The sequence below is a fragment of the Chelativorans sp. YIM 93263 genome (genome assembly GCF_028767125.1).
Lineage (GTDB): Bacteria > Pseudomonadota > Alphaproteobacteria > Rhizobiales > Rhizobiaceae > Chelativorans.
On the sequence record NZ_JAKCWP010000003.1, the window covers coordinates 396764 to 416587 of the forward strand.

Sequence of the window (19824 nt, forward strand, 5' to 3'; positions counted from 1 at the left end):
GCCGGTTTATTCACGGGATTGCCGCGCAGACACTGCAAAGGTGCGTCGTTGCGTCCTACATATGCCATGACGACGGGCAAAGAGGTTTGATATGGCTGAAGACACCCCGCTGAAAATCCGGAAGACGAATGAAGAGTGGCGCGAAAAACTCACGCCGGAGCAGTATTACGTCACCCGAGAACACGGCACCGAACGCGCCTTTACCGGCCCCTACTGGGACAACAAGCGCGAGGGCCTTTATCGCTGCGTGGCCTGCGCCCGGCCGCTGTTTTCGTCCGAGACGAAATACGACTCCGGCACCGGCTGGCCGAGCTTCTATGCCCCGGTTGATGACGACGCGGTGTCGCTTCACAAGGACCGCTCGTGGTTCGCCACGCGGACGGAAGTCCGCTGTGCCGATTGCGATTCCCATCTGGGCCACGTTTTTAACGACGGGCCGGAGCCGACGGGCCTGCGCTATTGCATGAACGGCCACGCGCTCGATTTCGAAGAAAAATAGGAACGGGCTAGCACGTTCTGGGCATCAGCGTCTTTTCGACGCAGGATGGCAAAAAGTCCCGTCACCGGTACAGCGCTTCGCTCTGATAGGCTCGCTTCGCATATAGGTGATTCGCATTGTATCCGTGGCCATTGGCTTTGATCGTCTCGCACAGTGGGACGGCTCGGGCACCGCGCCGGCGGTCAAGTATTAATACCGCCCAGCAACTCGATTTTTCAGGAGTATCCTTCCCATGTCGCAGGCCGCCTCCCCCACAGCGCCGAAAGCAGAAAAGCGCCCCGCCGAGGACACCCGGCACGGGATCACCCGGACGGACGACTATGCCTGGCTGCGGGCGGACAACTGGCAGGAGGTGCTGAAGGATCCTTCCAAACTGGCGGCGGATATTCGGGCCCATCTGGAGGCCGAGAACGCCTATCAGGAGCAGCTTTTGGAGGACACGAAAGCGCTTCAGGAACGGCTTTTTTCCGAGATGAAGGGGCGCATCAAGGAGGACGACAGCTCCGTGCCGATGCCGGACGGGCCGTTCGCCTATGGCACCGCCTTCCGGAAAGGTGGCGAGCATCCGCGCTTCTTCCGGACCCCGCGCGAGGGCGGTGATGAAGATGTCCTGCTGGACGGCGACACGGAAGCCGAAGGCAAGGCTTACTTCCAGATCGGCTCGGCTGATCATTCCCCGGACCATACGCGCCTTCTTTGGAGCGTGGACGACAAGGGCTCCGAGTTCTACACACTGCGGGTGCGCGGGCTTTCCGACAAGCGCGACCTAGACGACCGGGTGGAAAACACGGGCGGCTCCGGCACCTTCAACGCCGATGGCAGCGGGTTCTACTATGCCCGGCTGGACGATAACCACCGTCCGTCCAAGATCTGCTTTCACGAGATCGGCATGGATGCTCAAGGGGATCGGCTCGTCTACGAAGAGTCGGATCCGGGTTTCTTCATGAATGTCTCCGGTAGCCGGCTGAACGACTGGATTTTCATCGACATCCACGACCACGAGACGAGTGAGTACCGCGTGCTGCCCGCCGGCGGCGCCGGTAGTGCGGAGCCCGTCCTTGTCGCGGCGCGCGAAACGGGCGTCATCTACGATCTGGAGCCGGGCGGGCAGGAGTTCTTCATTCTGACCAACGCCGACGACGCCAAGGACTTCAAGATCATGACCGCTCCGGCCGAAGCGCCGCAGCGGGAGAACTGGCGCGAACTGGTGCCGCACGAACCGGGCCGGCTAATCCTCTCGGTGCTCGCCTTCAAGGACTACCTCGTTCGGCTGGAGCGGAAGGACGGGTTGCCGCGTATCGTCGTGCGCGAGCGGACAAGCGGCGAGGAGCACACGATCGCCTTGGATGAGGAAGCTTATTCGCTGGGGCTCATCGGCGCGCTGGAATACGATACGGAGACCTTCCGTTTCGTCTATTCATCCATGACGACGCCGGCGCAGGAATTCGACTACAATATGCGCACGCGCGAGCGCACTCTCCTCAAGACGCAGGAGGTTCCTTCCGGCCACAATCCGGAGGACTATGTCACGCGCCGGCTGATGGCGCCCGCGCCCGACGGCGAACTGGTGCCGATCTCACTTGTCCATCGCCGCGACCTGAAGCTCGACGGCTCCGCGCCGTGCCTGCTCCATGGCTACGGCTCCTACGGCATCACGATGCCGGCCTCCTTCCGCACCAACCCGTTATCGCTGGTCGATCGCGGCTTCGTCTTCGCCATCGCCCATATTCGCGGCGGAAAAGACAAGGGGTTTGCCTGGTACGAGGATGGCAAGCGCGACAAAAAAGAGAACACCTTCACCGATTTCATCGCCTGCGCGCGACATCTGGTGGCGGAAGGCTATACGAGCCACGACCGGCTGGTGGCCGAAGGCGGCTCGGCGGGGGGCATGCTGATGGGCGCCATTGCCAACATGGCGCCGCAGGATTTCCGCGCCATCGTCGCGGCCGTTCCCTTCGTCGATGTGCTCAACACGATGCTGGACGACACGCTGCCCCTCACCCCACCGGAGTGGCCGGAATGGGGCAATCCCATCGCCAGCAAGGAAGACTACGACACCATCGCCGCCTATTCGCCCTACGAAAATGTGCGCGACCAGTCCTACCCGGCCATCCTGGCGCTTGCCGGCCTGACGGACCCGCGCGTGACCTACTGGGAGCCCGCCAAGTGGGTCGCGCGCATCCGCGATCACAATACGGGCGACGGACCGATCCTGATGAAAACCAACCTCGACGCCGGCCACGCCGGCGCCTCCGGCCGCTTCGCGAGCCTGGAGGAGAAGGCGCTGAGCTATGCGTTCATGTTGAAGATGGTGGGGATAAGGGACTAGGGCACTCATGAGGTGCAGCACGCGTCGGCAATCTGGGAGTTCGCGAGCGTACTTGGGAGAGATGATGGCAAAGGCAGTTGGTATTGGAGGGCTATTTTTCAGGGCGGCGGATCCGCAGGCTTTGGCGCAGTGGTACGAAACGCATCTTGGCGTGACCGAGATGAGCAAGGGTGTCTGGCAACAAGAACGTGGCCCGACCATAATTGCACCTTATCCAGTATCTTCTGATTACCTGGGGTCACAGGATCAAAAATGGATGCTTAATTTCCGCGTCGACGACCTTGATGGTCTGATCGGAAATTTGCAGGCAGCCGGAGTCGCGGTAGAGACGAGTGACGAATGGAATTCCTATGTAGGCCGCTTTGCGAGGATCCATGATCCCGAAGGCAACCCGATTGAACTTTGGGAACCAACCGATCAAAGCAGTTGGCAGTAGGCGGCGGATTGGCCGCACCCAGCGTTGCGAACCGCGCGTGACCTACCGGCAACCGGCGATCTCAGTTGAAGTTTTCACCGGCGCTGCGACAAGTGGGGTCACCGCAAGGCCCAGATAACCCCGTATTGCGCGCGACAGACGTTGCTGGAGGTCATCAAAGTCTCGCTGGTCGGACTGGATCGCGGCGTCGGAAATACCGCGCGACAGTGCCATCAAGTCGAAGGCCGTACGCTCCGGTTCCATGATGCGCCGTTCCCTCAACACCTCTACGATCAGTTCGCGCATGCGCGCCTTGAGCGCATGGATCTCGTCATTGAGCTGCAGTTCGGATTCCACTCGCTCCAAGGCCTGCGCTAGCGCCGGCCGGCGCAGGTGGTGCCGCAGACTGGCGGCGATCAGCGCATCGAGGGCAAAGGCGAGATCCTTACCCTTCGCCTCCCGTGCCGCTTCCTCGAAGTCGGTGAGCATGTCCTGCCGCATCTGGCGGATCAGTTCGGCAAGGATCGCCTCCTTGCCGGGAAAGTACTGGTAAAGCGTTCCGACCGACACGCCTGCCCGTTCAGCGACGTGATTGGTGGTCAACCTGTGACCGCCCTCCGTCTCCAAAATGCGAGCAGCCCCCTCCAGAACCGCTACGTAAGTCGCCTGGCTGCGGCTCTGTCGCGGTGTTTTTCGCGGATTCAGTCTCGGCTTTGTCATCATCATCGGATGCGAGTAGAATATGAGTAATTATTCGCATTATCGTTTGCACCAAAGAAACGGTCAAGCGGAGCGCATATGCGCGATAGTTTTGAATTTCGCGGCAAGAAGGTCCTCGTGACGGGCGGCGCGCGCGGCATCGGTCTTGAGCTGTCGCGCCAGCTGGTTGCGAAGGGAGCGAGCGTCGTGGCGGTCGGGCGCGATGCGGAGACGCTCGCCGCACTCGCAGAAGAGCTCGGGCAGGCCGTTGCGACACGGCAGGCCGATTTATCTCAGCCCGAGGCGGTCCCGGCGTTGACCGCATGGATGCATGACCAGCATTCGGATTGCAGCGTGCTCATCAACAACGCGGCGGTCATGCATCATCTCGACTTGACCGAGGATAGCCTGGACCGGCTTGAGGCTATCGGCACCGAAGTGGCCATCAACACGACCGCTCCGCTGCAGCTTGCTGTCGCGATGCTGCCGGTGCTGCGCGCCCATTCCTCTGCAGTGATCGTCAATGTCACCTCCGGCCTTGCCATCGCGCCCAAGCGGGATGCTGCGGTCTACTGTGCCACCAAAGCAGCTCTACGCAGCTTCACACGTTCGCTGCGCGATCAGTGCCGCGCAGCAGGCCTGTCCGTTCGTGTGTGCGAGGCCGTCATGACACTGGTCGACACGACCCTCTCGCGCCCTGCGCCCGTGCGCAAATACCCGCCGGCTGAGGCCGCCAGGGACGTGATCGCCGGCGTCGAGCGTGGACTGGAAGAAATCTGGATCGAGAAAACCAAGCTCTTGCGCCTCGTCCACCGCCTCTCGCCCAGCCTCGCCTATCGCATCATGCGTGATCGCTGACCCGGTATACGCCAACGCAGGAATATCCGATGCCCAAGCTCACCACCTTCTCTGCCCAGCTTCTGCGTAGGCCGCGCGAAGTGTCCGCGCTTGCACCCTCCTCCCGCCATTTGTGCCGGGCGATGGCGATGCAGATCCCCTCTTCGGCCCGGCGGGTGGCCGAACTCGGCCCTGGAACCGGCAATGTCACGCGCGAGATCATCGAAGTCGGCATTCAGCCGAAAGACCTCAGCCTCTTCGAGATCAATCCGTATTTCAGCCAATGGCTGCGCAATACCTATCCCGCTGCTACCGTCTTCAACGAACCGGCACACAAGCTCGCCCTTGCCGGACCCGAACCGATCGATGCGGTCGTGTCCGGCCTACCGCTTTTGTCGATGACCGCCGGCCAGCAGCAGGAGATCCTGTCAGCAGTCTTTTCCCAACTCGGTGAGGACGGGGTCTACATCCAGTTCACATACGGCCCGGCATCGCCGGTGCGGCAGAACATCGTCACAAGCCTGGGTCTGACCTACACCCGCACAAACCGGGTGTGGTTCAACCTACCGCCAGCCGTTGTCTATGTTTATCGGCGCGCGCCCCGCCGCGTCCAGCAGCTGGCATTCGTCGCTTTGTAGCTAGCCGGCGCGAGAAACCGCCAATCAGCGCTGTTTTACTCCGGCGGCAACCCAGATCTGCGGCGACATGCATTCGACGCCGATGCCCCCACAGCCCTAATTCGCCGCCGGTATCGCCTTCAGATAGGCAGCGATCGCCCGACGATCCTCATCCGGAAGGCGCGCCATGTTCCGCTGCACGTCCGCCATGGCGCCGCCGACCACATCGAAGTCCGGCGTGAAGCCGCTTTCGAGGTAATAGGCGATGTCGCCCGCCGACCAGGAACCCAGACCATCCTCACTCGGCGTGATGTCGGGGGCACTGCCCTCCCCTTCCATCATCGGCGCACCGGCCAGCCACCGGTCGAAATTCTGGCCGCCCATGAAATTGCGCGGCGTGTGGCATTCGCCGCAATGCCCCGGACCTTCGACCAGATAGCGCCCGCGCAGCACCTCTTCCGGCGCGTCGGCCGGCAGGTCGACAACCGGCTGATCGTGCATGTAAAGCAGCTTCCACAGGCCGATCCCGCGGCGAATATTGTAGGGGAAAGAAAGCTCGTTCGCCGGCGCGGCCTCGGCCACCGGCGGCAGTGCGTTCAAATAGACGAAGAGATCCGCCACGTCCTGCTCGTCCATTCGCGCGTAAGAAGAATACGGAAAAGCCGGATAGTAATGCTCGCCTTCCGGTGAGACGCCGCGCATCATGGCATTGGCGAAGTCCGCTTCGCTCCAGTCACCGATGCCGTGCTCGGGGTCCGGCGAGATGTTGGGCGCGATGAAGGTGCCGAAGTCGGTTTCCAGCGCGCGGCCGCCGGCCAGCTCCAAAAGTGCATCGTCCTCGGCGTCCGGGCGGGCGTGACAGGATGCGCATCCACCGGCCCAGAAAACGCGCTCGCCACGGTCCGGATCTCCGGGCCCTGCCGCGGCGAGCGCCGAGCCGTCCAGCCGCTCGGGCTGCGTCAGAAGCCAGAAGGCCGCACCCGCCGCCACAACCAGCGCGACGATAACGTAGAGCGATTTGCGCAGCATGAAGCTCCGGCCGATCAGTTATCCTGGATGCGGAAATCTTCGTGGCAGTCCTTACAGTTCGAGAGCACCGGCTGGATCGCTTGCTGGAAGGCGGCCAGGTCTGCCGGGCCGTCCTCGCCGGCCGCTTGGACAGCAGCCGCCGTATCAGTTTGGAAATCGGCAATCGCCTGCTGGAAGCCTTCCATGTCCTCCCAGATACGCGGCGAGGCATCCGAATCGCCTTCCTGAGTGCCTTCGGGGAAGTAATCGCCATAAGCCTGCGAAACGCCGTAGAGCGTGGCGATGGCCGCCTTGGCGACGGTCGGGTTGTATTCGATCTCGCCCTTCATCATGCCGGCCGAGGTGGCCGCGGAGGCGGCGGCCGCCTGCATCAGTGACTGGCGCACGACAATCGGATCGTCGGCGGCTGCCACACCAACCATTGTAAAAAGCAACGCGGAAACGGAAATCGCGAGTCTTTTCATATAAAGGGCTCCCTCTCTTATGATGCGCTACCATAGCGGCTCACTCGTTGCCGATATTTAACAATCAGGGCTTTTCCAATCACGGTTTTGTGAGTCGGCCCCTCTTTTGGCGCTGAGGCGCTCGCACGGGGAGACATTTCCCGGCAGCGCCAACGCGCTTCGTCACCGCTCCGGCAGCGCACCCCCTCCAAAAACAGAAAACCCGGCACGCGGCCGGGTTCTCGAAAGTGGAGTCGCAAAAGGCGCTTAGCCCGTCGCCTTCTCGTAGCACTCGAGGACGTAGTCCCAGTTGATGAGGTTGTCCACGAACGCCTCCAGATATTTCGGCCGCGCGTTGCGGTAGTCGATGTAATAGGAATGCTCCCACACATCGACGCCGAGGATCGGCGTGCCGCCGTGAACGAGCGGGTTCTCGCCGTTTGGCGTCTTCATGATCTCCAGCTTGCCGTTCTTGACGGCGACCCAGGCCCAGCCGGAGCCGAACTGCGTGACACCGGCATTGATGAAGTCGGCGCGGAACTTGTCGTAGCCGCCGAGATCGCTGTCGAAAGCCTTCTGCAGCGCACCGGGCAGGCTGGTGCCGCCGCCGTCCTTCTTCATCCAGTTCCAGAAATGACGGTGATTGTAATGCTGACCCGCATTGTTGAAGAGGGTCTGGTTCTTACCGAAGGACTGCTTGACGACCTCTTCGAGCGAGAGGTTGTCCATGCCGGCCTCGGCTGCCAGCTTGTTGCCGGTGTCGACATAGGTCTTGTGGTGCTTGTCGTGGTGATATTCCAGCGTTTCCCGCGACATATAGGGCTGCAGAGCCTCGTAGTCGTAGGGCAGGTCCGGCAGTTCAAAGGCCATTTCGGTCTCCCTCGTAACGATGTTGAATATCTACGATGCGCAGATGGGGTAGCCCCTCTGCTTTGGCAACTCCCCTCGCCGGTATCTTCGATTAAAAAGTTAGCCGGCGGGGGTCGAATGCGCCCACTCCCAATAGAGTGTCCGCGCCTTTTTGGCTACAGGGCCGGGCTGGAGCTGGCGGTCTTCTATGCCGATCACCGGCACAACCTTGGAATGATTTCCTGTGGAGAATATCTCGTCAGCCTCCATGAAGTCCTGAACGCTCAGCGTCCTTTCAATCACCGGCATTCCGGCGCCACCCAGGAGGGTCATTACGCGGGCACGCGTGATGCCGGAGAGAAACGTGCCGTTCGGCGCGGGGGTGAATATCTGGCCATCCTTGACCACGAAGACATTGGACGTCCCCGTCTCGGCCACATTGCCGAGCATGTCGAGCACCAGCGCGTTGTCAAAGCCGCGCGCCTTGGCATCGAGAATAGCCCGGCCATTGTTGGGATAGAGACAGCCGGACTTGGCGTTCGTCGGCATGGTCTCGAAGCTCGGACGGCGGAAGCGCGACACACCGACCGAGAAGCCCGAGGGTGCTATCATCGGCGCCTCGTGAAGACAGAGGCAGAAGCGCGTCGAGTCCGGGTCCGCCGGCACGCTCATATAGCCGCCATGCTCGGCCCAATACATGGGCCGGATATAGACGGCGGTGTTGCCGTCGAATTTCTTCAAGCCCTCCCAGGTCAGCGAAACGATTTCTTCCGCGGGCATGGTCGCATTGAGGCCTAAGGCCCGGGCCGAGGCATTCACGCGTTCGGCATGGCGGTCCAGATCCGGCGCCACACCCTCGAACCAGCGTGCGCCATCGAAAACGGAAGAGCCCAACCACATGGCGTGCGTGCGAGGGCCGGCAATGGGCACATTGCCCTCATGCCAGTCGCCATCGATATAGGTCCACGTCGCGGACTGCGCCTCGGGAAGTTTCGTCATGTCTCGCCATGCCTCTCGATTGCTTATTACAGGCATAACGCTTTGCGCGAAGCCGTCAATCGCCACGTTTCCAGGATGCGTCGGTCCAGAATGCAACGCAAATGCGGGCGACCGGCTTCATCAAGCGATAACTACCGCGAAAGAATCCTGCGCCCGTTTCACATCTCCTTTCGGGCGTTTCGCGTATTTCGAGTATCTCTGAACCTACCGGCATCGCGAGCTGTTGATAACGATGTTGCCTCCGAGTGTTGCAGAAAGGTCATAGGAGAGATGGCGCGTCATGGGATAGCACAAGCTGCCTTGGTTTCTCCATCTTGGTTCTGGAACAGTCCCGGGGTCCCAGCCAGCAATCTGGAACCAACCACCCGGCCTGCTGCTTTGACAGGCATTACGTTGTTTATGAGAGTGAAGTCTTCCCATGTCCGAGAATGAAGCCGTGTCCTCCCTTTCGCGCCGTGCTTTCCTGGCTGCAGCCGCTGGTGCGGCCACGGTCTCGCTGTCGGCATGTGTGAGCGTGCCCTCCGAGCCGCGCCCGAACGCATTTGTCGAGCCGGAGCCGGTGATACCGCCGGGAAGCAACCGGGAAATGTATGCCGCAATGGTCGATGACGGCCATGAAATTCCGGCGGTCCCGATCGAAAGCATCGACCCGCAATTCCTGCGGCAGGAGGTTTCCGACCCCACCGGGGAAACCCCCGGCACCATCGTCGTGGATACCTCCCAGCATTTCCTCTACCTTGTGCGGGAAGGCGGCCGTGCCATGCGTTACGGCGTCGGGCTCGGCCGGGCCGGGTTCGAGTGGTCCGGACGTGCGGAGATCGCACGCAAGCAGGCTTGGCCGAAATGGTATCCACCCGCCGAAATGATCGATCGGGAGCCGGACCTGGAGAAATACCGGCCCGAGTACGACAAGGCTTCGGGCGAATGGCGCGGCGGCATGGAGGGCGGCATTATGAATCCGCTCGGCGCCCGCGCGCTCTACATATATGAAGATGGCAAGGACACGCTTTATCGCGTGCACGGCTCGCCGGAATGGTGGACCATCGGCAAGTCCGTCTCTTCAGGCTGCGTGCGCATGCTGAACCAGGATGCAATCGATCTTTACGGACGCGTTCCGGTGGGATCTCCGATTCTCGTGACAAGCGGCCTCGAAATTACGGTATAGGTCCTGGCAATCTTCCTCTCACGACTGCCGGAAAGCGTGTTGCGTATGCAACACTACCGGCCAGACCGGTCAGAGCCGCCTTGCCATAATCCTGCCACCGACTTACCGTCCCCGGCAAAAGCATCCGAAGGATGCATTGCGGCGAGCGGCAGGTCATCCTAAAATCGACTGACTGCAGCCAGGCTCCGGCAGGGAGGGACGATGGATCGCTCGATCCTCAGGGATACAGAATTTACCGCCGTCGATCGTCGACGGTGGCTGGAGTTCGTTGCCAAATCCATCGGCAAGGACACCGATTACGAATCCCTGGTGCGCCATACGGATGACGGCCTGCCGATCGAACCATTGCACGAGCGGAGTCCGGACGCCGCCCCTCTGGCGCGCCTCGATCCGCATTCCTCCTGGAAGATCATGCAGCGGATGGATGATCCAGATCCGAGGCGTGCCAATGCCCAGGCAAAGATAGACCTGGAGCAGGGAGCGACGGGGCTATCGCTGATCTTCGCCGGTGCGCCCAATGCGTTCGGCTACGGGCTTACGGCAACCCAGGAAAGCCTGGAAGCGGCGCTTGCGGATCTGTCGTTCGAGAACATTCATCTGCGTATCGATGTTCATCCGCAAAGCCGTGCATCCGTGGACTGGCTCGTCCATGTGCTGCAGGTCAAGCGCGCCGATCCGGAGAAGCTCAGCCTCTCCTTCGGCATCGATCCCGCCTCGCTCTTTGCCGGGACGGGGCGCATGCGCATGTCCATCGAAGCGCTGGAAGCCTCCATGCCGCAATCGCTGGCCGGTTTCTTCGCCATGTCGCTGCCGGGCATCCTTCTTGAGGCGGATGGGCGTGTCTTCCACAATGCCGGCGCGAGCGAGGCGCAGGAGCTCGGCATCATGCTCGCCTCGGCCATCGCTCATCTCAGAATGTTCGAGGAAGCGCGGCAGCCCCTCATCTATGCTGTGCCGCATATCGGTTTCTCGGTCAGCGTCGATCAGAACCAGTTCCTCTCCATGGCCAAGATCCGGGCGCTGAGGAAGCTCTGGGCGCGCATGCTGGAAGCCTGCGAAATAAAGCCCGTTCCTGTGGCCATCCATGCCGAGACTTCCTACCGCATGATGACGGCGCGCGATCCCGAAACCAACATCCTGCGCAACACCATTGCCACCTTCGCCGCCGCCGTGGGCGGGGCCGACTCGATTTCCGTGGTGCCGCATAGCATCGGTCATGGCCTGCCGGATGGTTTTGCCCGCAGGCTGGCGCGTAATACCCAGCTCATCCTGGCCGGCGAAAGCCATCTCGATTTCGCGACCGATCCGGCAGTTGGATCGGGCAGCGTCGAGACGCTCACCAACGGGTTGTGCGAGAAAGCCTGGGACGAGTTCCGCAAGATCGAGGCCGAAGGCGGCGTTCTGCGCAGCCTGGCGGCCGGGAATATCCAGAAGCGCGTTGCGGAGGCCCGCGCCGCGCGGCTTTCCTCCTATCGCGAAGGCGCGCACAACATTGTCGGCACAACGCTCTACGAAATGGAGAAAGAGCCGGCCGTGACCACGCTCAAGGCCACCAGGCAACCATTGCCCACGGATGGCGTGGTATCGTGCGAGCGCCTTGCCGCCTCGCGCATTGACGAGGGTCTCGGAGAGACCGAATGATTCCGGATTTTTCGGGTCTCACCTGGTCGCCGCCGGCCGGGACGGGCAACGAGCCGCCCCAGGACTCGAGAGAGACGCCCGAAGGAATTGCCGTCCGCCGCGCCTATGGCGAAGCCGACCTGAAGGGTCTGCCTTATCTCGACACCTATCCGGGCCTCCCGCCTTTTATCCGAGGCCCCTACCCCACCATGTATGCGCAGCGGCCATGGACCATCCGCCAGTATGCGGGGTTCTCGACGGCAGAGGAATCCAACGCCTTCTATCGGCGCAACCTCGCCAATGGTCAGAAAGGCCTTTCCATTGCCTTCGATCTGGCTACGCATCGTGGCTATGATAGCGATCATCCGCGTGTGGCGGGCGATGTCGGGATGGCGGGCGTGGCGATCGATTCCATCCTCGACATGCGCCAGCTCTTCGACGGCATCCCGCTCGACGAGATGACCGTATCGATGACCATGAACGGCGCTGTGCTGCCGATCATGGCGCTCTACATCGTGGCGGCCGAGGAGCAGGGCGTTCAGCAGAAGGACCTTGCCGGGACCATTCAGAACGACATCCTGAAGGAGTTCATGGTCCGCAACACCTATATCTATCCGCCCAAGCCCTCCATGCGGATCATTTCGGATATCTTCGCCTATACGGCGGAGCATATGCCGAAGTTCAACTCCATCTCGATCTCCGGCTATCACATGCAGGAGGCCGGCGCGACGGCCGACCTGGAGCTTGCCTACACGATTGCCGACGGCATCGAATATGCGCGCGCGGGTATCGCGGCCGGTCTCGATATCGACCGTTTCGCTCCTCGCCTCTCCTTCTTCTGGGGCGTCGGCATGGACTTCTTCATGGAGGTAGCCAAGCTGCGGGCGGCGCGGCTCGTCTGGGCCGCACTTGTGAAGCGGAACTTTGATCCAAAGGACCAGCGCTCCCTGGCCCTTCGCGCTCACTGCCAGACCTCCGGCTGGTCGCTGACTGCGCAAGACCCGTACAACAACATCATCCGCACGATGCTCGAGGCGATGGCGGCTACCCAGGGCCATACGCAATCGCTTCATACCAACGCGTTTGACGAAGCACTGGCCTTGCCCACCGATCATTCGGCCCGCATCGCGCGTAATACGCAAATCGTACTGCAGGAGGAATCCGGCACGACAGGCATCATCGATCCCTGGGGCGGCTCAGCCTTTGTCGAGCGCCTGACGCATGATCTTGCCGCCCGTGCTCTCTCCCACATCGAGGAAGTGGAAAAGCTGGGCGGCATGGCTCAGGCGATCGAAAAGGGCATTCCAAAGCTGCGCATCGAGGAGGCCGCCGCACGCACGCAGGCGCGCATCGATTCCGGTGAGCAGCCGGTGATCGGGGTCAACCAGTTTCGCCCCGACGAGGACCGCCCGGTCGACGTTCTCAAGATCGAGAACTCCGAGGTCCGTGCGCGCCAGCTCTCTAAGCTGCAGCAGCTTAAAGGCACGCGCGATGTCGGCGCGGTGGAACGCGCGCTCTCCGATTTGACGAAGGCGGCCGAAGAAGGTCAGAATCTCCTGGAACTCGCTGTCAAAGCTGCCCGCGCCCATGCCACGGTGGGCGAGATCACCCAGGCGCTGGAAAACGTCTTCGGCCGGCACGTTGCGAAGATCCGCACCATCTCCGGCGTCTACCGCAAGGAAATGGGTGATAGCCCGGCGGTTGCCCGCGCGGAGCAGAAGATCAACGCTTTTCGCGAGAAAACGGGAGGACCGCCGCGCGTTCTCGTAGCGAAGCTCGGCCAGGACGGGCATGACCGCGGCCAGAAGGTGATCGCCTCGGCCTTGGGCGATCTCGGGTTCGAGGTGACGGTGGGCGCGATGTTCCAGTCCCCCGAAGAGGTGGCAAAGCTGGCCGGCGAGAAAGATGTCCACATCATCGGCGTTTCCTCGCTCGCGGCTGGCCATCTGACGCTTATTCCGGAATTGAAGGAAGCGCTCGCAAAGCGCGGCCGCGAGGATGTGCTCATCGTGGCCGGCGGGGTGATCCCGCCGGACGACTTCGAGGCCGTGCACGCGGCGGGCATAGCGGAAATCTTCCCGCCCGGTACCGTCATCCCGGAAGCGGCGGGGCGGTTGGTCGACACGCTGCTTGAACGGGACTGACAATGGCGGCATCTTCGATGACCGGAGATAGCGCCGCCTCTTTGCGCCCCCCTTTGTTCTGCCGGACATCTCCTCCACATATTGAGAGATTGCGCCGGCCGCTTGCCCCGGTATCTATTCTGCAACGTTTACGATTGGTGAAGGTCGTCGCGACGGCCGATCTCCCCGTGTGGAGATGTCCGGCAGGACAGAGGGGGCATGAAGGACGCCGGCACCCCCAAACAAGGGCAACACCATGATCCAGGTCTTTTGTATCGAGGACGATTATCTCCTGGCGGTCGAGGTTCAGCCAGGCGAAGCATTGCCCGACAATGCCTTATGGATCGATCTTTTCAACCCGAGCGAGGACGAGGACAGGGCCGTCGAGACCTGGACGGGCGCGGACATTCCCACCAGCGAAGACATGGTGGAAATCGAGGAGACGAGCCGCTTCTATTCCGAAGCGGGCGTGCAATATCTGACCGTTCCTATCCTTCACACCGTTGACGACGAACACAGGACGGTCGCGCCGGTCTCTTTTGTGATCACGGGCGGGCGTCTCGTCACGGTGCGCCACTCCGATCCAAAGGCGTTTTCATTCTATATCAACCGCGCGACGAAGCCGGGGAACAGACTGCTTGGAAAGAATTCCAACGGCAAGACGGTGATGATCGGCCTCATTGAGGCGGTTACCGATCGCTTGGCCGACCTCCTGGAGAACGTGACCGAGGACATCGATACGGCCTCGGACAGAATATACCACCGGCCAGTGAATTCACGCCCCATGAGCACGAAGGAATTTCGCCGCATGCTGACCCGCATCGGTCGGCAGGGCACTTTTCTTTCCAAGGCCCGAGAAAGCCTGTCCGGTATCCGGCGTTTCGTTGCCTATGCCACCACCATCATGGGCACGGAAAAGCAGCAGGATCTGCGCACGAGGATCAAGGCACTCGAACGCGACGCAAACTCGTTGGAAAACTACGTCGATTTCCTCTCAAACAAGATCACCTTCCTGCTCGACACTATCGTCGGACTCATTTCGGTCGAGCAGAGCGCGATCATCAAAGTCTTCTCGGTGGCGGCGGTCGGCTTCATGCCTCCGACGCTGATCGCCTCCATATACGGGATGAACTTCGACTTCATGCCGGAGTTGGACGAGCGCTGGGGGTATCCGCTGGCGCTTTTGCTGATGTTCCTCTCTGCCGCCCTCCCGCTCTACTACTTCCGCAGAAAGGGGTGGCTCTAACCCGCCAAATCCCCCGCCGGTCGCAATCCGCCCACCTCGATACCGCGCCAGTTCTTCTGTACCGGCCGTGCCATCGCGGCAAGCTGGCCGCGCAACGGATCATCGGCTTTCAGCAGCCTGGCAGCCGTGGAAGCGATCATTACCTCGGCAGCCCGCGTCGCGCCGTCGTCGCATTTTAACGCGATGCCGAGCCCGAGCTCCGGGATCGCAGCACAAAAGACGCCCTCCGCCCCTGTCTTGGTGAAGAGACGCCCCTTTCCCGCTTCAATCATGACCGTGTCAGCGCGATCCGTGCCAGCGACGAAGAATGGCTCAGCCATGCAGGCGGCAAAAAGGCGCTGGGCGGCCCTGGCCCGCTCCGGCGAAAGTCCGTTGCCCGTGGCCATGCGGGCAAAGCCGGTTGCGAGATTCTTCAGGGGTACGGCGTAGGTCGGGATCGAGCAACCGTCCGTGCCGCAGGTGTCCGTCGCGTGGGCCGCGCCCGTCACGTCTACCAGCGCCTCTCGGATCATCTCCTGAAGCGGGTGGCCATGGGCCACATAGCCCTGGTGATCGATGCCCGCGTGTGCGCAGGTGCACAGGAATCCGGCATGCTTTCCGGAGCAATTGTTGTGCAGTTGTGAGGGTGCGCCGCCACTGCGTGCGAGCGCAAGATAGGTTTCGTGGTGCTTGGGCCAGTGCACGCCGCATTCATAGGCGTTCTCATCAAAGCCGGCGCAATTCAGCATCGCGCGCGCGGTCTCCGTGTGCGCCGGTTCACCCGAATGGGAAGCGCAGGCAAGCGCAAGTTGCCGGTTGCCGAAGCGATAAGCATCGGCCGCGCCGCTTTCCACGAGCGGCAGGGCTTGAACCGCCTTCACTGCCGAGCGGGGGAAAACTGGCCGCTCCACGTCGCCGATCTCGAGCACGAACTTGCCGTCGCCGTCCACCACCGCGACTGCCCCGCGGTGCCGGCTTTCTACAACGCCGCCACGGAACGCTTCCACAAGAACAGGGTTTGCCATTGTCTCACCATCTTTGCTGTACGTTATAGCTGCACTACCATGGACGAGCCCCTGTGCGGAAAATCAAGTTTTTCATAGCCTTCATCCTGATCGTCTTCTTGCTGCCGGTGGCAATTTATGCCGGCTGGTGGATGGTACAGGAGCGCCCCTCCTCCTGGCGCGCCGCCGACTGGGGTGCTTCCGGCCTGCTGCCGGCGGAAAATGAGAATCAGGATGCGGCCATATACGTTCTGGCGGCGCGCACCGGGGGGCTGAAAGGTGCGCTTTCCGTGCACACCTGGATCGTCCTCAAGCCGCAGAACAGTGTTTACGAGCGCTATGACAAGGTTGGCTGGGGCAGCCCCGTGCGGCGCGACAGCCGGCCACCGGACGGGCTGTGGTATTCCAATACGCCTTGGGTCGTGGCGGCCATACACGGGGGTGACGCACAACGGCTGATCCCGAAGGTGCGCTCGGCGATCGAGAACTACCCCTATTCCAACAATGGCGACTACAGGATCTGGCCGGGGCCAAACTCCAACTCGTTCGTCGCTCACGTGGCGAACGAGGTGCCCGAACTCGGCGTGCACATGCCGGCCATTGCCATCGGCCGCGATTTCCGCCCCGGCTGGTTCGTGTTCGAGCACGATGCGGATTGGTCGGATTACAGGGTTGCGCTGGGCGGCTATGCGGGGCTGGCGCTCGGTCTCGATACCGGATTGGAATTCAATTTTCTGGGCCTTGTCGCCGGAATCGACTTCGTTAAGCCGGCGATCAAGCTTCCGGGCTTCGGCCGGATCGACCTGTGGTCCAATGCTCAGGCTCAGTCGCCGCGCGAAACGCCGGAGACTGAAAAACCGCCGTCGACAACCAATGTGTGGCCAGTGACCGAACCGGCCTCCGAGGAAAGCAAATAGGCAACCGCCGCGGCGATCTCGCCAGGGCCGACGCAGCGTCGCTGCGGCGTTTGCGCCAGCCAGCGGCGGCGGCGCTCGATATCCGCATCGAAGGAAGACGCCGGGTCTTCCACGATGCCTGGGGCAACGCAGTTGACTCGAACGCCCCGGCCAGCCAGTTCCACCGCCATGACCTCCGTCATCATCTTCACGCCCGCTTTCGACGCGCCATAGGCCATTGCGCCCGCATTGGCGCGCAGCCCGCTGACCGATGACAGATTGACGATCGCCAGCGTGTCGTCCATGCGCTCGAGCGCGGCCTGTGCCGCAATGAATGATCCGACAAGATTGATTTCCAGAATCTCGCGGAAGAGTTCGGCGCTCGTCTGCTCGACTGACAGTTCGCGCCGCAGCCCGGCGCAATTCACGAGTGCGGAAACGGGTCCGAACACATTCACCGCCGCATCGAAGGCGTCGGCAAGCTCGTCCTCATCCGTGACGTCGGTAGCTAAGAACACCGCTTCCTCGCCATTGAAGAGATCTTCCGCCTCGGCCAACGCTTCCCGGTCTGCATCGATTGCGGCGACGCTCCAGCCGTCATCCAGCAGGCGCTCGAGCACGGCGCGTCCCACACCCGCGGCCCCGCCCGTAACGACGGCCATTCGGTTCATTCCGCACGTATCCTTGGCAAGAGCATACCCACCAACGCCTTTCCTCCTCTCCTCCGGCGGAATGGTAGCATATCGCGCCGGGGCGGTCGCGGGTTTTGACGGGATAGAGGCATGAAACCGGGATAAGGTTTTCATTGATTGACCAGTCAATCAATATTATATGGGCGCCATGCCCAAGGTTGGAATGGAACCCCTTCGCCGCCGTGCGCTCATCGATGCCGCAGTCGCCGCGATTGGCGAGCGTGGCACGCTGGACGTCACGATGTCCGACATTGCCCGGCGTGCGGGTGTTTCGCCGGCGCTGGCGCATCATTATTTCGGCGGAAAGGAGGATCTGCTTTTCGCTACCATGCGCCACATCCTGAGCGAACTGGGCCGCGACCTGCGTGAGGCCATCGCCGGACGAGAGGGCGCGGAACGGGTTCGCGCGATCATCGCAGTCAACTTCTCCGCCAAGCAGTTCCGGCCCGAGGTGATCGGCGCCTGGCTTGCTTTCTATGTCGAGGCGCAGAGATCGGAGGCGCTGCGGCGCTTGCTGCGCGTTTACGCCCGCCGACTGCATTCCAACATCGTCTTTGGTTTGCGTCCTTTGATGCCGCATTCCGCCGCGGAGCGCACGGCCGAAGGGATCGCCGCCCTCATCGACGGGCTTTACATCCGCCGCGCGCTGAAGGACGGGCCGCCCGATGCGGCGTCCGCGATCGCGGCGGTGGAGGATTATCTGTCACTCAGACTCGGGATAAGCACACATGCTTGAAGCCGATTATGTCATCATCGGGTCCGGCTCGGCCGGGTCTGCTCTTGCCTACCGGCTTTCGGAAGACGGCAAGCATTCGGTGATCGTCATCGAGTATGGCGGCAGCGATTTCGGACCGTTCATTCAGATGCCGGCCGCCCTCTCCTTTCCCATGAACATGCGGCGCTACGACTGGGGTTTCCAGAGCGAGCCGGAGCCGCATCTGGGCGGGCGCAGGCTCGCCACGCCGCGCGGCAAGGTTCTCGGCGGCTCTTCCTCGATCAACGGCATGGTCTATGTGCGCGGCCATGCGCGCGACTTCGACCATTGGGCCGAAACGGGCGCGCACGGCTGGGCGTTCAAGGATGTTCTGCCCTACTACAGGCGCATGGAGAACGCACCGGAAGGCGAAAACGGCTGGCGCGGCACCGAAGGTCCGCTGCACGTGCAGCGCGGCCCAGGCGTCAACCCGCTTTACCAGACCTTTATCGAAGCGGGGCGCGAGGCGGGCTTCGAAACCACCGACGACTATAATGGCGCGAAGCAGGAAGGCTTCGGCCCCATGGAGCAGACGATCCACAAGGGTCGCCGCTGGTCCACGGCCAACGCCTATCTGAAGCCGGCACTCAAGCGAAAGAATGTGAGTCTTGTCAAAGGTTTCGCGCGGCGTGTGATCATTGAGAATCAACGTGCCGTCGGTGTTGAGATTGAAGCTAAGAATTCGATTCAAGTTGTTAAAGCACAATGTGAGATTGTTATTGCCGCATCAGCGATCAATTCACCCAAGCTCCTCATGCTCTCTGGAATCGGGCCGGCGAACGAACTCCAGCAGCATGGCATAGAGATTGTCTCGGACAGGCCGGGCGTGGGGCAGAATTTGCAAGACCACTTGGAGTTGTACATTCAGCAGGCCAGCCTGCAGCCGATCACGCTCTATTCCAAGCTCAACCTCTTCTCCAAGACGATGATCGGGGCGGAATGGCTGTTCTTCAAAACCGGGCTCGGCACGTCCAACCATTTCGAGTCGGCGGCCTTCCTGCGCTCGGCCGCGGGCGTCGAATACCCGGATATCCAGTACCACTTTCTTCCGGCTGCGATCCGCTATGACGGGAAGGCTGCCGCCAAAGCGCATGGCTTCCAGGCCCATGTCGGCCCGATGCGCTCCAAGTCTCGCGGCTCGGTCACCCTCGCTTCGCCCGATCCGTGGGAGGCGCCGAGCATCCTGTTCAACTACATGTCTCACGAGGACGACTGGCGCGACTTCCGTCATTGCATCCGGCTGACAAGGGAGATTTTTGCCCAGGACGCTTTCAAACCCTATCGTGGGCACGAGATTTCTCCTGGGGAAGATATGACTTCGGACGAGGCGCTCGACGACTTTATCCGCGAGCATGTGGAAAGCGCCTATCACCCCTGCGGCACTTGCCGGATGGGCGATGCCGACGACCCGACGAGCGTCGTCGATCCTCAGCTGAAGGTGATCGGCGTGGAGGGCCTGCGAGTGGCGGACTCGTCCATTTTCCCGCGGATCACCAACGGCAACATCAATGGCCCCTCCATCATGGTTGGAGAAAAAGCCGCCGATCACATTCTGGACAAATCGCTCCTGCCAGCTTCAAATCAGGAACCGTGGATCAATCCGCGCTGGCAGGAATCGGACCGCTGACA

At 61.8% G+C, this 19824-nt stretch carries 19 protein-coding genes; 12 read left to right on the forward strand and 7 right to left on the reverse strand.

Annotated elements, in window-relative coordinates; translation table 11 throughout:
• Window positions 1-91 precede the first annotated feature (91 nt).
• The 3 genes from msrB (at window position 92) to LY631_RS09030 (ending at window position 3264) form a co-directional block, all read left to right on the forward strand.
• Entirely contained in the window at window positions 92-499 is a 408-nt protein-coding gene (msrB, locus tag LY631_RS09020; protein WP_274424921.1) for a peptide-methionine (R)-S-oxide reductase MsrB, read from the forward strand.
• A 232-nt stretch (window positions 500-731) separates the two neighbouring features.
• Window positions 732-2828, forward strand: a complete 2097-nt coding sequence (locus LY631_RS09025) for a S9 family peptidase (protein ID WP_274424923.1) — start codon at window positions 732-734, stop codon at window positions 2826-2828.
• 64 nt (window positions 2829-2892) lie between these two features.
• Entirely contained in the window at window positions 2893-3264 is a 372-nt protein-coding gene (locus LY631_RS09030; RefSeq protein ID WP_274424924.1) for a VOC family protein, read from the forward strand.
• A gap of 42 nt (window positions 3265-3306) precedes the next feature.
• Here the strand turns inward: LY631_RS09030 and LY631_RS09035 are convergent, their stop codons facing one another.
• Window positions 3307-3969, reverse strand: a complete 663-nt coding sequence (locus tag LY631_RS09035; RefSeq protein ID WP_274424926.1) for a TetR/AcrR family transcriptional regulator — start codon at window positions 3967-3969, stop codon at window positions 3307-3309.
• 72 nt (window positions 3970-4041) lie between these two features.
• Here LY631_RS09035 and LY631_RS09040 point away from each other — a divergent pair, with 72 nt between their 5' ends.
• Together LY631_RS09040 and LY631_RS09045 are read left to right on the forward strand one after the other, a co-directional pair.
• On the forward strand, window positions 4042-4800 hold the full coding sequence (locus tag LY631_RS09040) for an SDR family oxidoreductase (RefSeq protein WP_274424927.1): 759 nt from the start codon (window positions 4042-4044) through the stop codon (window positions 4798-4800).
• Window positions 4801-4829: 29 nt separating this feature from the next.
• Window positions 4830-5417, forward strand: a complete 588-nt coding sequence (locus LY631_RS09045) for a class I SAM-dependent methyltransferase (protein WP_274424928.1) — start codon at window positions 4830-4832, stop codon at window positions 5415-5417.
• 96 nt (window positions 5418-5513) lie between these two features.
• Here the strand turns inward: LY631_RS09045 and LY631_RS09050 are convergent, their stop codons facing one another.
• From LY631_RS09050 to LY631_RS09065, 4 genes are all read right to left on the reverse strand, one after another.
• On the reverse strand, window positions 5514-6425 hold the full coding sequence (locus LY631_RS09050; protein WP_274424929.1) for a c-type cytochrome: 912 nt from the start codon (window positions 6423-6425) through the stop codon (window positions 5514-5516).
• A 14-nt stretch (window positions 6426-6439) separates the two neighbouring features.
• A complete protein-coding gene (locus LY631_RS09055) occupies window positions 6440-6889 on the reverse strand; it encodes a c-type cytochrome (protein WP_274424930.1) in 450 nt (149 codons plus the stop codon).
• Window positions 6890-7135: 246 nt separating this feature from the next.
• On the reverse strand, window positions 7136-7738 hold the full coding sequence (locus tag LY631_RS09060) for a superoxide dismutase (RefSeq protein ID WP_274424931.1): 603 nt from the start codon (window positions 7736-7738) through the stop codon (window positions 7136-7138).
• Between the two features lie 99 nt (window positions 7739-7837).
• Window positions 7838-8716, reverse strand: a complete 879-nt coding sequence (locus tag LY631_RS09065) for a branched-chain amino acid aminotransferase (protein WP_274424932.1) — start codon at window positions 8714-8716, stop codon at window positions 7838-7840.
• A gap of 418 nt (window positions 8717-9134) precedes the next feature.
• Here LY631_RS09065 and LY631_RS09070 point away from each other — a divergent pair, with 418 nt between their 5' ends.
• From LY631_RS09070 to LY631_RS09085, 4 genes are all read left to right on the forward strand, one after another.
• Entirely contained in the window at window positions 9135-9881 is a 747-nt protein-coding gene (locus tag LY631_RS09070) for a L,D-transpeptidase (RefSeq protein WP_274424933.1), read from the forward strand.
• A 201-nt stretch (window positions 9882-10082) separates the two neighbouring features.
• Window positions 10083-11522: a methylmalonyl-CoA mutase family protein gene (locus LY631_RS09075; RefSeq protein WP_274424934.1), complete on the forward strand. Its 1440-nt coding sequence runs from the start codon at window positions 10083-10085 to the stop codon at window positions 11520-11522.
• Window positions 11519-13645, forward strand: a complete 2127-nt coding sequence (gene scpA, locus LY631_RS09080) for a methylmalonyl-CoA mutase (RefSeq protein ID WP_274424935.1) — start codon at window positions 11519-11521, stop codon at window positions 13643-13645. The genes LY631_RS09075 and scpA overlap by 4 nt, the downstream gene beginning before the upstream one ends.
• Before the next feature lie 235 nt (window positions 13646-13880).
• Window positions 13881-14870: a magnesium transporter CorA family protein gene (locus LY631_RS09085; RefSeq protein WP_274424936.1), complete on the forward strand. Its 990-nt coding sequence runs from the start codon at window positions 13881-13883 to the stop codon at window positions 14868-14870.
• Here the strand turns inward: LY631_RS09085 and LY631_RS09090 are convergent.
• Window positions 14867-15874: an asparaginase gene (locus LY631_RS09090; protein WP_274424937.1), complete on the reverse strand. Its 1008-nt coding sequence runs from the start codon at window positions 15872-15874 to the stop codon at window positions 14867-14869. The genes LY631_RS09085 and LY631_RS09090 overlap by 4 nt on opposite strands.
• Before the next feature lie 53 nt (window positions 15875-15927).
• On the opposite strand from LY631_RS09090, the gene LY631_RS09095 reads away from it, so the two are divergent.
• Window positions 15928-16770: a DUF3750 domain-containing protein gene (locus tag LY631_RS09095; RefSeq protein WP_274424938.1), complete on the forward strand. Its 843-nt coding sequence runs from the start codon at window positions 15928-15930 to the stop codon at window positions 16768-16770.
• Here the strand turns inward: LY631_RS09095 and LY631_RS09100 are convergent.
• On the reverse strand, window positions 16677-17420 hold the full coding sequence (locus LY631_RS09100; RefSeq protein ID WP_274424939.1) for an SDR family NAD(P)-dependent oxidoreductase: 744 nt from the start codon (window positions 17418-17420) through the stop codon (window positions 16677-16679). The two genes, LY631_RS09095 and LY631_RS09100, sit on opposite strands and share 94 nt — an antisense overlap.
• Before the next feature lie 169 nt (window positions 17421-17589).
• Here LY631_RS09100 and betI point away from each other — a divergent pair, with 169 nt between their 5' ends.
• Window positions 17590-18177: a transcriptional regulator BetI gene (betI, locus tag LY631_RS09105; protein WP_274424940.1), complete on the forward strand. Its 588-nt coding sequence runs from the start codon at window positions 17590-17592 to the stop codon at window positions 18175-18177.
• Window positions 18170-19822 (forward strand): choline dehydrogenase, encoded by a 1653-nt coding sequence (gene betA / locus LY631_RS09110; protein WP_274424941.1) that lies wholly within the window; start codon window positions 18170-18172, stop codon window positions 19820-19822. The genes betI and betA overlap by 8 nt, the downstream gene beginning before the upstream one ends.
• Window positions 19823-19824 lie beyond the last annotated feature (2 nt).

Bases quoted from the DNA above. Each gene is read 5' to 3' on its own strand.
- LY631_RS09055 (WP_274424930.1), bottom strand. From the start codon at position 6,889: ATGAAAAGACTCGCGATTTCCGTTTCCGCGTTGCTTTTTACAATGGTT.
- LY631_RS09025 (WP_274424923.1), top strand. From the start codon at position 732: ATGTCGCAGGCCGCCTCCCCCACAGCGCCGAAAGCAGAAAAGCGCCCC.
- LY631_RS09090 (WP_274424937.1), bottom strand. From the start codon at position 15,874: ATGGCAAACCCTGTTCTTGTGGAAGCGTTCCGTGGCGGCGTTGTAGAA.
- betI (WP_274424940.1), top strand. From the start codon at position 17,590: ATGCCCAAGGTTGGAATGGAACCCCTTCGCCGCCGTGCGCTCATCGAT.
- LY631_RS09060 (WP_274424931.1), bottom strand. From the start codon at position 7,738: ATGGCCTTTGAACTGCCGGACCTGCCCTACGACTACGAGGCTCTGCAG.
- LY631_RS09030 (WP_274424924.1), top strand. From the start codon at position 2,893: ATGGCAAAGGCAGTTGGTATTGGAGGGCTATTTTTCAGGGCGGCGGAT.
- betA (WP_274424941.1), top strand. From the start codon at position 18,170: ATGCTTGAAGCCGATTATGTCATCATCGGGTCCGGCTCGGCCGGGTCT.
- msrB (WP_274424921.1), top strand. From the start codon at position 92: ATGGCTGAAGACACCCCGCTGAAAATCCGGAAGACGAATGAAGAGTGG.
- LY631_RS09040 (WP_274424927.1), top strand. From the start codon at position 4,042: ATGCGCGATAGTTTTGAATTTCGCGGCAAGAAGGTCCTCGTGACGGGC.
- LY631_RS09070 (WP_274424933.1), top strand. From the start codon at position 9,135: ATGTCCGAGAATGAAGCCGTGTCCTCCCTTTCGCGCCGTGCTTTCCTG.
- LY631_RS09065 (WP_274424932.1), bottom strand. From the start codon at position 8,716: ATGACGAAACTTCCCGAGGCGCAGTCCGCGACGTGGACCTATATCGAT.
- LY631_RS09085 (WP_274424936.1), top strand. From the start codon at position 13,881: ATGATCCAGGTCTTTTGTATCGAGGACGATTATCTCCTGGCGGTCGAG.
- LY631_RS09035 (WP_274424926.1), bottom strand. From the start codon at position 3,969: ATGATGATGACAAAGCCGAGACTGAATCCGCGAAAAACACCGCGACAG.
- LY631_RS09100 (WP_274424939.1), bottom strand. From the start codon at position 17,420: ATGAACCGAATGGCCGTCGTTACGGGCGGGGCCGCGGGTGTGGGACGC.
- scpA (WP_274424935.1), top strand. From the start codon at position 11,519: ATGATTCCGGATTTTTCGGGTCTCACCTGGTCGCCGCCGGCCGGGACG.
- LY631_RS09045 (WP_274424928.1), top strand. From the start codon at position 4,830: ATGCCCAAGCTCACCACCTTCTCTGCCCAGCTTCTGCGTAGGCCGCGC.
- LY631_RS09050 (WP_274424929.1), bottom strand. From the start codon at position 6,425: ATGCTGCGCAAATCGCTCTACGTTATCGTCGCGCTGGTTGTGGCGGCG.
- LY631_RS09075 (WP_274424934.1), top strand. From the start codon at position 10,083: ATGGATCGCTCGATCCTCAGGGATACAGAATTTACCGCCGTCGATCGT.